The sequence below is a fragment of the Paraburkholderia yinzeri genome, from assembly GCF_046581065.1.
GTDB lineage: Bacteria > Pseudomonadota > Gammaproteobacteria > Burkholderiales > Burkholderiaceae > Paraburkholderia.
The window spans coordinates 1,065,059-1,078,127 of the sequence record NZ_JBFOCJ010000001.1 but is presented as its reverse complement, the minus strand read 5'-3'; the positions used below and the strand labels follow the sequence as shown (position 1 = coordinate 1,078,127).

Annotated in this window: 8 protein-coding genes and 1 pseudogene; 2 read left to right on the top strand and 7 right to left on the bottom strand. The window is 65.2% G+C overall.

The window, feature by feature from the left end:
- Nucleotides 1-102: 102 nt before the first annotated feature.
- From WJ542_RS05235 to WJ542_RS05225, 3 genes and pseudogenes are all read right to left on the bottom strand, one after another.
- Complete coding sequence (locus WJ542_RS05235) at nucleotides 103-1,569, bottom strand: glutamate synthase subunit beta (protein ID WP_411188291.1); 1,467 nt, start codon at nucleotides 1,567-1,569, stop codon at nucleotides 103-105.
- 108 nt (nucleotides 1,570-1,677) lie between these two features.
- The gene (locus WJ542_RS05230) at nucleotides 1,678-6,378 is read right to left on the bottom strand and encodes a glutamate synthase-related protein (RefSeq protein WP_411188290.1); all 4,701 of its coding nucleotides are present in this window, start codon (nucleotides 6,376-6,378) and stop codon (nucleotides 1,678-1,680) included.
- 538 nt (nucleotides 6,379-6,916) lie between these two features.
- Nucleotides 6,917-7,618 (bottom strand): annotated as a pseudogene (locus tag WJ542_RS05225) (transposase); the annotation flags it as partial.
- 190 nt (nucleotides 7,619-7,808) lie between these two features.
- On the opposite strand from WJ542_RS05225, the gene WJ542_RS05220 reads away from it, so the two are divergent.
- Both WJ542_RS05220 and WJ542_RS05215 read left to right on the top strand, forming a co-directional pair.
- Nucleotides 7,809-8,534: an OmpW/AlkL family protein gene (locus WJ542_RS05220; protein ID WP_411188289.1), complete on the top strand. Its 726-nt coding sequence runs from the start codon at nucleotides 7,809-7,811 to the stop codon at nucleotides 8,532-8,534.
- Between the two features lie 331 nt (nucleotides 8,535-8,865).
- Nucleotides 8,866-9,243 (top strand): ElaB/YgaM/YqjD family protein, encoded by a 378-nt coding sequence (locus WJ542_RS05215; RefSeq protein ID WP_411188288.1) that lies wholly within the window; start codon nucleotides 8,866-8,868, stop codon nucleotides 9,241-9,243.
- A 54-nt stretch (nucleotides 9,244-9,297) separates the two neighbouring features.
- On the opposite strand, the gene ugpQ is transcribed toward WJ542_RS05215, so the two are convergent.
- The 4 genes from ugpQ to aroK form a co-directional block, all read right to left on the bottom strand.
- The gene (ugpQ, locus tag WJ542_RS05210) at nucleotides 9,298-10,044 is read right to left on the bottom strand and encodes a glycerophosphodiester phosphodiesterase (protein WP_411188287.1); all 747 of its coding nucleotides are present in this window, start codon (nucleotides 10,042-10,044) and stop codon (nucleotides 9,298-9,300) included.
- A gap of 34 nt (nucleotides 10,045-10,078) precedes the next feature.
- Entirely contained in the window at nucleotides 10,079-11,197 is a 1,119-nt protein-coding gene (locus tag WJ542_RS05205) for a deoxyguanosinetriphosphate triphosphohydrolase (protein WP_411190481.1), read from the bottom strand.
- A gap of 124 nt (nucleotides 11,198-11,321) precedes the next feature.
- The gene (aroB, locus tag WJ542_RS05200) at nucleotides 11,322-12,404 is read right to left on the bottom strand and encodes a 3-dehydroquinate synthase (protein ID WP_411190480.1); all 1,083 of its coding nucleotides are present in this window, start codon (nucleotides 12,402-12,404) and stop codon (nucleotides 11,322-11,324) included.
- Between the two features lie 25 nt (nucleotides 12,405-12,429).
- Nucleotides 12,430-12,981: a shikimate kinase AroK gene (gene aroK, locus WJ542_RS05195; protein WP_027797319.1), complete on the bottom strand. Its 552-nt coding sequence runs from the start codon at nucleotides 12,979-12,981 to the stop codon at nucleotides 12,430-12,432.
- Nucleotides 12,982-13,069: the final 88 nt, after the last annotated feature.

Below are 13,069 nucleotides of genomic sequence, written 5' to 3'. Positions count from 1 at the left end.
GGTCGGGCAATCGCGTCATGGTAACGTGCGCGCGCCAGAACGTAAAAAAGCCGGACACCCTTCCCGGGTGCCCGGCTTCGATATCGGCCGGAAGTGAGTGCCTTATCGCGGCAGCTCCGTGCGCCCCATCAAATAAGCGTCAACCGAGCGCGCGCATTGACGGCCCTCGCGGATCGCCCAGACGACGAGCGACTGGCCGCGGCGCATGTCGCCGGCGGCGAAGACCTTGTCGACCGACGTGTAGTACGCCTTCTCGCCTTCGGTCGAGGCACGCACATTGCCGCGCGCATCCTTGTCGACGCCGAACGCTTCGAGCACCGGCGAAACCGGCTGCGTGAAGCCCATGGCGAGCAGCACGAGATCGGCCTTCATTTCGAACTCCGAACCGGGCACTTCGACCATCTTGCCGTCCTTCCACTCCACGCGAGCGGCGACGAGCTTTTCGATCTTGCCGTTCTTGCCTTCCAGACGCTTCGTGGCCACCGCCCAGTCGCGCGAGCAGCCTTCCTCATGCGACGACGAGGTGCGCAGCTTGATCGGCCAGTACGGCCAGACGAGCGGCTTGTTCTCCTCTTCGGGCGGCTGCGGCAGCAGTTCGAACTGCGTGATGCTCTTCGCGCCATGGCGGTTCGACGTCCCCACGCAGTCGGAGCCCGTATCGCCGCCGCCGATCACCACGACGTGCTTGCCCTTCGCCACGAGCTGATCGGCCAGCTTGTCGCCCGCGTTGACCTTGTTCTGCTGCGGCAGGAATTCCATCGCGTAGTAGATGCCCTGCAGTTCGCGCCCAGGCACCGGCAGGTCGCGCGGCGTTTCCGAACCGCCCGCGATCACCACGGCGTCGAACTGCTCCTTCAACTGGTCCGGCGTGATGGTTTCCTTCGCCGTGCTGCCGATAAATGCCGGCAGTTCGCCCTTGCCAATGAAGACATTGGTGCGGAACGTCACGCCTTCGGCTTCCATCTGGCGCATGCGGCGGTCGATCAGCCACTTCTCCAGCTTGAAGTCGGGAATGCCGTAGCGCAGGAGACCGCCGATGCGGTCGTTCTTTTCGAACACCGTCACGTCGTGCCCGGCGCGCGCGAGCTGCTGCGCGGCGGCGAGACCCGCGGGGCCCGAACCCACCACGGCCACCTTCTTGCCGGTCTTGTGCTTCGCGATCTGCGGTGCGACCCAGCCTTCGGCCCAGGCCTTGTCGATGATCGCGTGCTCGATCGACTTGATGCCGACGGGATCGTCGTTGATGCCGAGCGTGCACGCCGCTTCGCACGGCGCCGGGCAGATGCGGCCCGTGAACTCGGGGAAGTTGTTGGTCGAGTGCAGCACGTCGATCGCCGACTTCCAGTCCTGGCGGAACACCAGGTCGTTGAAGTCGGGGATGATGTTGTTCACCGGGCAGCCGTTGTTGCAGAACGGAATGCCGCAGTCCATGCAGCGCGCGCCCTGGATCTTCGCGTCCGAGTCGGCAAGTGCCGAAACGAACTCCTTGTAATGCTTCACGCGCGTGAGCGGTGCTTCGTACGCCTCATGCTGGCGCTCGTATTCGAGAAAACCGGTTGCCTTACCCATTTGGCTCTCGTCCATCCATGTATTCGGTGAGGGGGTCGGCGCCTGCCGCCGCGCGCTTCACGCGCAGCGGCAAGCGCTCCTTCGTCTGTACGTCGTGGTGTCGCGGCTTCAGGCGGCCAGCACTTCCTGGTTCGCCTTCTTCGCGCCGATCTCGCCCAGCGCGCGCTTGTATTCCGTGGGGAACACCTTCACGAACTGACGGCGCGACGCGTCCCAGTTCTCGAGCAGCACCTTCGCACGCGGCGAGCCGGTGAACTGGAAGTGACGCTCGACGAGTCCCTTGAGCAGCGCTTCGTCGGTCTGGCCCGCGTGCCACAGCGCGCGGTCCACGGTGCGTTCCTGTTCGGCCTGCTGCAGCACCGGATCGAGCGCGACCATCGCGCGGTTGCACTTGCCGGCGAACATGCCGTCCGGATCGTAGACGTAGGCCACGCCGCCCGACATGCCGGCCGCGAAGTTGCGGCCCGTCTCGCCGAGCACGACCACCGTGCCGCCCGTCATGTATTCGCAGCCGTGGTCGCCCGTGCCTTCGACAATCGCCGTTGCGCCCGAGTTACGCACCGCGAAGCGCTCGCCCGCCACGCCGCGCAGGAAGGCTTCGCCTTCGAGCGCGCCGTACATCACCGTGTTGCCGCAGATGATGTTTTCTTCGGACTTGCCGCGGAAGTCGTTGGTCGGACGGATGATGATGCGGCCGCCCGAGAGGCCCTTGCCGACATAGTCGTTGCCGTCGCCCACGAGGTCGAGCGTAATGCCGCGTGCGAGGAACGCGCCGAAACTCTGGCCCGCCGTGCCCTTCAACTGGATATGGATCGCGTCGTCGTCCAGACCGTTGTGGCCGTACTTCTTGGCGATCATGCCCGAGAGCATCGCGCCCACCGTGCGGTTCACGTTGCGCACCGGCTGGATGAACGAGACGTGCTCGCCCGTTTCGATCGCGGCCTTTGCCTTCTCGATCAGCGTGTGATCGAGCGCGCGGTCGAGACCGTGGTCCTGGGTGTCGACGTGCTTGCGTGCGACTTCCTCGCCAACTTGCGGCTGATAGAACACGCGCGAGAAGTCGAGGCCCTTCGCCTTCCAGTGCTCGACGCCCTTGCGCGTATCGAGCAGATCCGCGCGACCGACCAGGTCGTCGAACTTGCGGATGCCCAGTTGCGCCATGATTTCGCGCACTTCCTCGGCGATGAAGAAGAAGAAGTTGACGACGTGCTCGGGCTGGCCCGAGAACTTCGCGCGCAGCACCGGATCTTGCGTCGCGACGCCGACCGGGCAGGTGTTCAGGTGGCACTTGCGCATCATGATGCAGCCCTGGACGACGAGCGGCGCCGTCGCGAAGCCGAATTCGTCCGCGCCGAGCAGCGCGCCGATCACCACGTCGCGGCCCGTCTTCATCTGGCCGTCGGCCTGCACGCGAATGCGGCCGCGCAACTGGTTCAGCACGAGCGTTTGCTGGGTTTCGGCGAGGCCGAGTTCCCACGGCGTGCCGGCGTGCTTGAGCGACGAGAGCGGCGAGGCGCCCGTACCGCCATCATGGCCGGCGATCACGACGTGATCGGCCTTCGCCTTCGCGACACCCGCGGCCACCGTGCCCACGCCCACTTCCGACACCAGCTTCACCGAGATCGACGACACTGGGTTCACGTTCTTCAGATCGTGAATGAGCTGCGCCAGATCTTCGATCGAGTAGATGTCGTGGTGCGGCGGCGGCGAGATGAGGCCCACGCCCGGCACCGAATAACGCAGCTTGCCGATGTACTCCGACACCTTGTGGCCCGGCAACTGGCCGCCTTCGCCCGGCTTCGCGCCCTGCGCCATCTTGATCTGGATCTGGTCCGCCGACGACAGATACTCCGCCGACACGCCGAAGCGGCCCGACGCGACCTGCTTGATCTTCGAACGCAGCGAGTCGCCATCCTTCAGCGGGATGTCCTTCACGACTTCCGGCCCGATGATCGACTGCATCGTGTCGCCGTTCTTGATCGGAATACCGCGCAACTCGTTCCGGTAGCGCTTCTCGTCTTCGCCGCCTTCGCCCGTGTTCGACTTGCCGCCGATGCGGTTCATCGCGACCGCCAGCGTGGCGTGCGCTTCCGTGCTGATCGAGCCGAGCGACATCGCGCCCGTGGCGAAGCGCTTCACGATTTCCTTGGCCGGCTCGACGTCGTCGATCGAGATCGCGCGCGCCGGGTCGATGCGGAACTCGAAGAGGCCGCGGAAGGTCATGTGGCGCTTCGTCTGATCGTTGATCAGGTGCGCGTATTCCTTGTATGTCTGGTACGAATTGCTGCGCGCCGAGTGCTGGAGCTTGGCGATCGCGTCGGGTGTCCACATGTGGTCTTCGCCACGCACGCGGTAGGCATACTCGCCGCCCGCGTCGAGCATGTTCGCGAGAACCGGGTTGTCGCCGAATGCGTCGTGATGCAGACGGATCGCTTCTTCCGCCACTTCGAACAGGCCGATGCCACCCACCTTCGAAGCCGTGCCCTTGAAGTACTTCTGCACGAGGTCGTCGGCAAGACCGACCGCTTCGAAAATCTGCGCGCCCGTGTACGACATGTACGTGGAGATGCCCATCTTCGACATCACCTTGAGCAGGCCCTTGCCCACCGCCTTGGTGAAGTTGTAGACGGCCTTCTCCGGCGACAGATCGCCCTTGAGGCCCTGCGCCATCTGTGCGAGCGTTTCCATAGCGAGGTACGGGTGCACGGCTTCCGCGCCGAAGCCCGCGAGCAGCGCGAAGTGGTGCGTTTCGCGCGCCGAGCCCGTTTCCACGACGAGACCCGTACTCGTGCGCAGACCGTGCTCGACGAGGTGCGAATGGATCGCCGAAGTGGCGAGCAGCGCCGGGATCGCGACGTTGTCGCGATCCGCGCGGCGGTCCGAGACGATCAGGATGTTGTAGCCCGACTTGACCGCATCCACCGCTTCCGCGCACAGCGACGCGAGGCGCGCCTCGATGCCTTCCTTGCCCCAGGCCACCGGGTAGCAGATGTTCAGTTCGTAGGAGCTGAACTTGCCGCCCGTGTACTGCTCGATCGCGCGGATCTTCGCGATGTCCTTGAAGTCGAGCACCGGCTGCGACACTTCGAGACGCATCGGCGGGTTGATGTTGTTCGTGTCGAGCAGGTTCGGCTTCGGGCCGATGAACGACACGAGCGACATCACCATGTTTTCGCGGATCGGGTCGATCGGCGGGTTCGTGACCTGCGCGAACAACTGCTTGAAGTAGTTGAAGAGCGTCTTGTTCTTGTTGGACATGACCGCCAGCGGCGAGTCGTTGCCCATCGAGCCGACGGCCTCTTCACCCGACATCGCCATCGGCGCCATCAGGAACTTGAGGTCTTCCTGCGTGTAGCCAAACGCTTGCTGACGGTCGAGCAGCACGGCGGCTTCGGCACGCGCGGTCGCGACGTCTTCCGCCTTCGGCTCGATCTCGTCGAGCTTGATGCGCACGGCGTCGATCCAGCTCTTGTAGGGCTTGGCGTTGGCGAGGTTGTCCTTCAGTTCCTTGTCGTCGATGATGCGGCCGTGCTCCATGTCGATCAGGAACATCTTGCCCGGCTGCAGGCGCCACTTCTTGACGATCTTCGATTCGGGGATCGGCAGCGTGCCGGCTTCCGAGGCCATGATGACGAGGTCGTCGTCGGTGACGACATAGCGCGCCGGACGCAGACCGTTACGGTCGAGCGTCGCGCCGATCTGGCGGCCGTCGGTGAAGGCGATCGCGGCGGGGCCGTCCCACGGCTCCATCATCGCGGCGTGGTACTCGTAGAACGCCTTGCGGTTCTCGTCCATCAGCGTGTGCTGTTCCCAAGCTTCCGGGATCATCATCATCATCGCGTGGACGAGCGGATAACCCGCCATCACCAGCAGTTCGAGGCAGTTGTCGAACGACGCCGTGTCCGACTGGCCCGGGTAGATCAGCGGCCAGAGCTTCGGCAGATCGTCGCCAAGCACGTGCGAGGCGATCGCGCCGGTACGGGCGTTCAGCCAGTTCACGTTGCCCTTCACGGTGTTGATCTCACCGTTGTGGGCGATCATGCGGTACGGGTGAGCCAGCTCCCACGCCGGGAACGTGTTCGTCGAGAAGCGCTGGTGCACGAGCGCGAGCGCCGAGACGACGCGCTCGTCCTGCAGGTCGCGGTAGTACACGCCCACTTGGCCCGCCAGCAGCAGACCCTTGTAGACGACCGTGCGCGCCGAGCACGACGGCACGAAGTATTCCTTGCCGTGCTTGAGCTTGAGCGCCTGGATGCGGTGGCTCGCGGTCTTGCGGATCACGTACAGCTTGCGCTCGAGCGCGTCCGTAACCATTACGTCCTTGCCGCGGCCGATGAAGATCTGGCGGATCAGCGGCTCGCTCGCCTTCACAGTGGGCGAGATCGGCATGGCGTGGTCGACCGGCACGTCGCGCCAGCCGAGCACGACCTGGCCCTCGGCGCGCACCGTGCGCTCGAGTTCCTGTTCGCAGGCGAGGCGCGAGGCGTGTTCCTTCGGCAGGAAAATCATGCCGACGCCGTACTCGCCATTCGGCGGCAGCGTCACGCCCTGCTTGGCCATTTCCTCGCGATAGAAGGCGTCCGGAATCTGGATCAGGATGCCCGCGCCGTCGCCCATCAGCGGATCGGCGCCCACGGCGCCCCGGTGATCGAGGTTCTCGAGAATCTTCAAGCCTTGCTGAATGATTTCGTGGCTCTTCTTGCCCTTGATATGGGCGACGAAGCCGACGCCGCATGCGTCGTGTTCGTTTTGCGGGTCATACAGACCTTGCGCGGCGGGCACCGCGGCGCGCTGCAGGTGATCGTTCATGGGGACCGTCCAAGAATGGCCAGGGCTGGCCGTTGATTCCGTACTTTTTTGTTCCCGCCGCTTGCGCGACCGCTGTACGGCGTTGCGCGGGCGATGCGGGCTTCCCGCGTTGTGCGCCAAGGAGAGCCGAAAGGCGAATATACGCGACGAATCAAGGGCATGCAAATAAAAGTGCATGATATAACCCCAATTATCAAGATGGTGCATCCGCACAACTTTTTATTGGGGACTTATCAAAAGCGGGCAAAAGAAAGCGGCATCGAAAGATGCCGCCTTTCTGAGTAAACCATTGATTTAAAAAAGATCAATGCGTGCCAGTGCCCGGCTTTCGCTCCTCGTGCGTGGACGGCGAACTGGCCGGCGCGGTGCTCCCCGTTGGGGACGAACCGGGCGCATGCCCCTCCGAACCGGCCGGCTGGCTACCCGGATGACCCGCCGGATGTGTTGTCGGCTGACCACTACCGTGTCCGCCAGGCGAGTTCGTGGATGAGGGCGGCGTAGCGCCCGGTTGATTTGACCCTGATGAACCAGCGGCCGCCGGCGAAGGCGCCTCGCGCACCTTGCGCGGCCGGCCGCGCGGCAGCGGCGAGACGCGGCGGTTCGCCGAGCGCGAGGCCCAATCGCGCCAGCTCTCGCTGCCGAGCACCCAGCCTTTGAGAGTGGCCTGCATCAGTTGCGAGGTCTCGCGCTCGTCCAGCGGCTGCTCGCACAGTTCGCGGTAGGCGCGCTGACGCTCGAACGGCGTGTTGCCGAGCGCCCAGTACAGCGGATGGTCGGTGATGAGACTGTCGACGGTGAGCCCGATGTGATGCCGGTAGCTCGACCACCGGTAGTCCTCGGGTACCGCGACGAGATGACCGCGCGCCGGCGCCAGTTCGACCACCCGGCTCGCGAGCAGGAAGAACCGCTCGGCCTCGATCACCGTGGCCCGGTAACGACCTTCCCACAGCGTGCCGCGCCGCGCATAGCGGCGGTTGAAGTGCGCCACGTAGCGCCTGCCGACGGCCTGCATGGCCTTCGGCAGGCTCGCCTCGTCGGAAGGGGTGGCGAGCAGTTGCACCGCGCCGGGCATCAGCACCCATGCGTGAACCGCCAGATGATGATCGCGCGCCGCCGCCTTCAGGCAATCGATGAAAAGCTCGTAGTCCTGGTCGTCGACGAATGCGGGCTGCTGGTCGAGTCCGCGCAGGATCACGTGCTGCGGCTGATCGGGTACATATAGACGTGCAAGCCGTGCCATGCTCGATTTTCCATTAGTCCGTTGGTGAATACCCGCAGACCCGCCAGGCCGCGCCAGCGCTCGGTGCGCAAGGCATACGGCTTGAAGCGGAAACGTCGCGGCGCTTAGGGAGAAGCCTCTAACCGTGGCGTATGGTTTGTTGCAAACGTTGTGTTCATAATGAGCGGGCCTTTTATGGAGGAGCACATATATGAAATTAAAACAGGCGCTGGCAGGTATCGCCGCGCTCGCCAGTTTTTCGGCAGCACACGCTCAATCAGCCAACACGTTCTACGTTACGACAGGGTGGTTCCACTTCGCCCCTCAGGACGGCAGTGACCCCCTCAAAATCGACAGCGTTGGCGGTTCTCCAGTCAACATGTCGTTCCCGGGCACCGGTGCCGGAGTCGGTTCGGCCGATACGCTCGGCCTCAGCTTCGGCTACTTCATCACCGACCACATCTCCACGGAACTCGAGCTGGGCATCCCGCCGACCTTCGATCTGAACGGCGAAGGCGAACTGAGCCCGTACGGCAAGCTGGGTTCGGCGAAGCTCTGGAGCCCGGCGCTCCTCTTCAAGTACTACTTCAACAAGCCCGACGCCAAGTTCCGCCCGTATGCCGGCATCGGCGTGACCTACGCCTGGTTTACCGACGACCACATCACCAACGGCGCCTTCGAACAGAGCGCGGCCCTTGGGGGTCCGACCAGCGTTTCGACAGATCGTTCCTGGGCGCCGGTGTTTAACGCGGGCTTCAACTACAACTTCACCAAGCACTGGTTCGCGGGCTTCTCGGTGTCCTACATTCCGATCAACGTGACCGCCACCCTCGACACGCAAAAGCAAACACAGGTCGGTGTCCTGTCGCAACGCGCGGAAGCCAAGATCCACCTGAATCCGATCGTCACTTACCTGAAGGTCGGTTACATGTTCTAACTGCCGCGCCGGGCTACCGCCCGGTTCACCGCCCTCCGCCAGCCCTCGCGGCCCCCGGCGGCGGGCGGCATCCCCACCTTCCCGCATCCGGTCTTCACCACACACAAGCAGGCTTTCCCTGATTCTATGCCTCTGGGAAAAACCGTGCTGTCCCCGTAATCACCTAATGCGGCGTCCGGCCGCAAAGCCCCGTCCGGCGGGCCGCCACGGCAAGCTGCCTTGTACACCTTCGGGTGCCGGGTACCGGATTTGCGCAATACTCTGCCTCATGGCGCCCGATTTTCGGGGGCGAAACGAACGTCATCTTTGCTTTTCAACCACGGAGCCATTCATGAGCGCATTTCCCAACACGCGAGACGCCCTCGGGGAATCCTGGACGAGGACAGGTCACCGTGCGCGACGCATTGCGCGCCGCGGGCGCAGTGCCGCAGCCGATATCGCCGACGAACTGCGCGAACTGCTGGCCGAACTCGAAAAGTCCCTCGGCGAGGGTACCCAGGCCGACGCCGCCGAGCTGCGCGCGGATCTGAGGAAACGCCTCGACGTAGCGCGCGAGCGCCTCGAAGCGGCGCGCGCGGCAACGCGCGAGCGCGCGGACGAGGCCTTTGCCCAGGCCGACGACTACGTCCGCACCAACCCCTGGCAGGCCATCGCCATTGTGGGCGGCGTCGCGCTGATCGCCGGCGCACTGATCGCGCGCAGCCGCTGAAACATCCATGACCGGCGACGGCGCGACAAGAAGGCTCGCCGGCTGCGCGCCCGTTCAGCCGTCGAGGGCGTGTGGCCCGATCAGGTCGATGCGGTCGGTGCAGATCGTGTCGACACCCCAGCGCACCAGCAGACGGGCGCGCTCGAGATCGTTCACCGTATAGACGAGCAGGCGTAGCCCGGCCGACTTGATACGTGCGACCAGCGCCTCGTCCAGGTAGCGATGGCTCGCATGCAGCGATACGCATTCGAGATCGGCCGTCTGCTCGCGCCAATCCGCCGGCACGTGCTCGAACAGCAGTCCGCGCGGCAGTTCGGGCGCAGCCTCGCGAGCCATCGCGAGCGCCTCGAATGAAAACGACGACAACAGCGGCGCCGGTGTCTCGCCGCGCCACAGCCGCGCGGCCTCCTGCGCGACGAGGCATCCCGTCTCCACGTCCCGGTGCGGGCACGGCTTGATTTCCACGTTGGCTGCAAGGCCCTCTTCGCGGCAGCACGCGGCCACCTGCGCGAGCGTCGGCATGCGCTCATCCGCAAAACGCGCATCGCGCCAACTGCCGGCGTCGAACGCGGCCAGTTCGTCGTAGCGCAGCCGCGCCGCCGCGCCGTGGCCGTTCGACGTGCGCTCGACGGTGTCGTCGTGGAGCAGGAAGACGACGTCGTCGGCCGAGAGCTTCGCGTCGAACTCGACCATCGTGTGCCCGTAGCGGGCACCCGTGCGCAGGGCCGCCAGCGTGTTCTCCGGTGCGAGCGTGCCGCCGCCGCGGTGTGCGCAGACGCGCGGATACGGCCAGGCTCTCATTCCGTGGGCTCCCGGGTGCATTGGCAAGCCGCAATCAGACGTCGTCGTCGACGACGAAAAGGCGGCGGTATTCCTTCAACGCGTAACGATCGGTCATGCCGGCGATATAGTGCGCGATCAGGCGCGGCTGCGCCGACGGATCGGGCGACTGGTAGGCGGGCGGCAGGAGGCGCGGATCCTCCGTGAACGCGGCGAACAGGCCCGTCACGACCCGCTGTGCCTTGTTCGCCATGCGCATCACGCGGTAGTGCCGGTACAGATTGCGGTAGAGGAACCGCTTGAGCGTCGCCGCCTGGGCCGCCACGGCCGCGCTGTGCGCCACGAGCGGCGGCGCGCTGCGCACCTCGTCAATCGACTGCGGGGCGTGCTTCGCCAGATTCCGGCTGGTTTCTTCGATCAGATCGACGATCAGCGTATTGATGATGCGGCGTACCGTCTCGTGAATCAGCCGGCGGCCCTCGATCTGGGGAAACTCGGCGCGGGCGGCTTCGTAGTGCGTCCGCCAGAGTTCGACTTCGGCCAGTTGCTCGATGGTGATCAGGCCCGAACGCAGGCCATCGTCCACGTCGTGATTGTTGTAGGCGATCTCGTCCGCGATATTCGCGATCTGCGCCTCGATCGACGGCTGACGCCCGAGCAGGAAGCGTTCGCCCAGGTCGCCAAGCCGCCGCGCATTCTCGCGCGAGCAGTGTTTAAGGATGCCTTCGCGCGTCTCGAAACAGAGATTGAGGCCATTGAAAGCGCCATAGTACTCCTCGAGCTCGTCCACCACGGCGAGGCTTTGCAGATTGTGCTCGAAGCCGCCGTGCTCGCGCATGCAGTCGTTGAGCGCGTCCTGGCCAGCATGACCGAAAGGCGTATGGCCAAGATCGTGCGCGAGCGAGATCGCTTCGACGAGATCCTCGTTCACGCGCAGGTTGCGCGCGACCGAACGCGCGATCTGCGCCACTTCGAGGCTGTGCGTGAGCCGCGTGCGAAAGAGATCGCCCTCGTGGTTCACGAACACCTGGGTCTTGTATTCGAGCCGCCGGAACGCCGTGGAGTGGACGATACGGTCGCGGTCGCGCTGAAATTCGCTGCGCGCTGCGGGCAGTGGCTCCGGGTGGCGTCGCCCGCGCGACCGGGAGGCATGTGCCGCGTACGGCGCGAGCACGGCCTCGAGCGAGGCTGCAAAGGACGATGCGCCAACGCCGGGAACCGCGCCCGGCTGGCCTGCTGAAACTGCACTGCGACTATCGCTCACCGGTTCCTCCGCAAGGTATGTGGGCCGGCGGCGCTCAATCCTTCGTCGTGACGGCAAGCGTGGCCTGAACGGCTTCGTCCGGCGCGAGGGTGATCAGCGTGTCGCCGAAGCGATTCAGCAAGATGAATTTGATCGCACCGCCTTCGGCCTTCTTGTCGACCTGCATCAGCTCGACATAGCGACTGGCGCCGAGCGCCGGCGCGCGCACCGGCAGCTTCGCGGCCGCCACGACCTGCACGAGCCGCTCGCGCGAAGCCTCGTCCAGATGGCCGAGCCGCACCGAAAGATCGGCCGCCATCACCATGCCGCAACCGACCGCCTCGCCGTGCAGCCACTCGCCGTAACCCAGTCCCGCTTCGATGGCGTGGCCGAACGTGTGGCCGAAATTGAGGATCGCGCGCAGGCCGCCTTCGCGTTCGTCGGCGGCCACCACGGACGCCTTGATCTCGCAGGAGCGCTTGACGGCGTGCGCGAGCGCCTGCGGGTCGCAGCGGTTGAGCGCCTCGACGTTGGCTTCGATCCAGCCGAAAAACGCCGCGTCGGCGATGGCGCCGGTCTTGATCACCTCGGCAATGCCGGCCGCCAGCTCGCGCTCGGGCAGCGTGCGCAGCACGCCGATATCGGCGATCACGGCCTGCGGCTGGTAAAACGCGCCGATCATGTTCTTGCCGAGCGGATGATTGATCCCCGTCTTGCCGCCGACCGACGAGTCGACCTGCGACAGTAGCGTAGTCGGCACCTGGATGAACGGCACACCGCGCATATAGCAGGCCGCCGCAAAACCGGTCATGTCGCCGGTCACGCCGCCGCCGAGGGCGATCAGCGTGGTCTTGCGATCCGCACGCGCGGTGAGGAGCGCATCGAAGATCTGGTTCAGGGTTTCCCAGTTCTTGTACGCCTCGCCATCGGGCAGCACGACCGTGCGGACGTCCTTGCCGAGCGGCGCAAGGGCCGCGCGCAGGGCTTCGCCGTAAAGCGGATCGACGACGGTGTTCGTGACGATCGTCACCGACTGGCCGGCGATATGCGGCGCAAACAGTTCGGTCTGGCCGAGGAGGCCCGTGCCGATGTGGATGGGGTAGGCGCGGTCGCCCAGTTCGACGTTGACGGTAATCATGCTGGCCATTATGACTGACGCGCCTTCAGCGCGCCGGGGTTCGCGCGACGCCGGCCATGTCGAGCTGCATCAGCACCATGTTGACGAGCCCGTTGACGGAAGGCCGGCCGGTTTCGATGACGAAGTCGGCGATCTCGCGGTAGAGCGGGTCGCGCACCTCGTAGAGCGCTTCCAGACGCGCCTTCGGGTCTTCGGTCTGCAAGAGCGGGCGATTCTTGTCGCGCCGCGTGCGCAGCCACAGATCGTGCGGATTCGCGCGCAGATAGACGACAAAGCCGCGCTCCTTGAGCGCGAGGCGGTTCTCGGGCCGCAGCACGGCACCGCCGCCGGTCGCGAGGACGATGCCCTCGCGGCCAGTCAGCTCGTCGATCACGTGGGCCTCGCGCTCGCGAAAGCCCGACTCGCCTTCCAGCTCGAAGATCACGGGAATGCGAGCGCCCGTGCGGGCCTCGATCTCATGGTCGGAGTCGAAAAACTCACGCTCCAGCCGGCGCGCGACCGCCCGGCCCACGGTCGTCTTGCCGGCGCCCATGAGCCCTACGAAAAAAACATTGGCGTTTGCGTCCCGCACTTGCAGCGTTTCCTGTTTAGGTTGGTGCCGCAGCTTACTGGCAAAGCGGCGGGGTTGTCGAGCCTGCGGCCCGCGCTTCGACGCCTGCCTGCCG

What these genes read in the sequence shown, in the direction of transcription:
- WJ542_RS05235 (WP_411188291.1), bottom strand. Translation starts at nt 1,569, where the DNA reads ATGGGTAAGGCAACCGGTTTTCTCGAATACGAGCGCCAGCATGAGGCG.
- WJ542_RS05230 (WP_411188290.1), bottom strand. Translation starts at nt 6,378, where the DNA reads ATGAACGATCACCTGCAGCGCGCCGCGGTGCCCGCCGCGCAAGGTCTG.
- WJ542_RS05220 (WP_411188289.1), top strand. Translation starts at nt 7,809, where the DNA reads ATGAAATTAAAACAGGCGCTGGCAGGTATCGCCGCGCTCGCCAGTTTT.
- WJ542_RS05215 (WP_411188288.1), top strand. Translation starts at nt 8,866, where the DNA reads ATGAGCGCATTTCCCAACACGCGAGACGCCCTCGGGGAATCCTGGACG.
- ugpQ (WP_411188287.1), bottom strand. Translation starts at nt 10,044, where the DNA reads ATGAGAGCCTGGCCGTATCCGCGCGTCTGCGCACACCGCGGCGGCGGC.
- aroB (WP_411190480.1), bottom strand. Translation starts at nt 12,404, where the DNA reads ATGATTACCGTCAACGTCGAACTGGGCGACCGCGCCTACCCCATCCAC.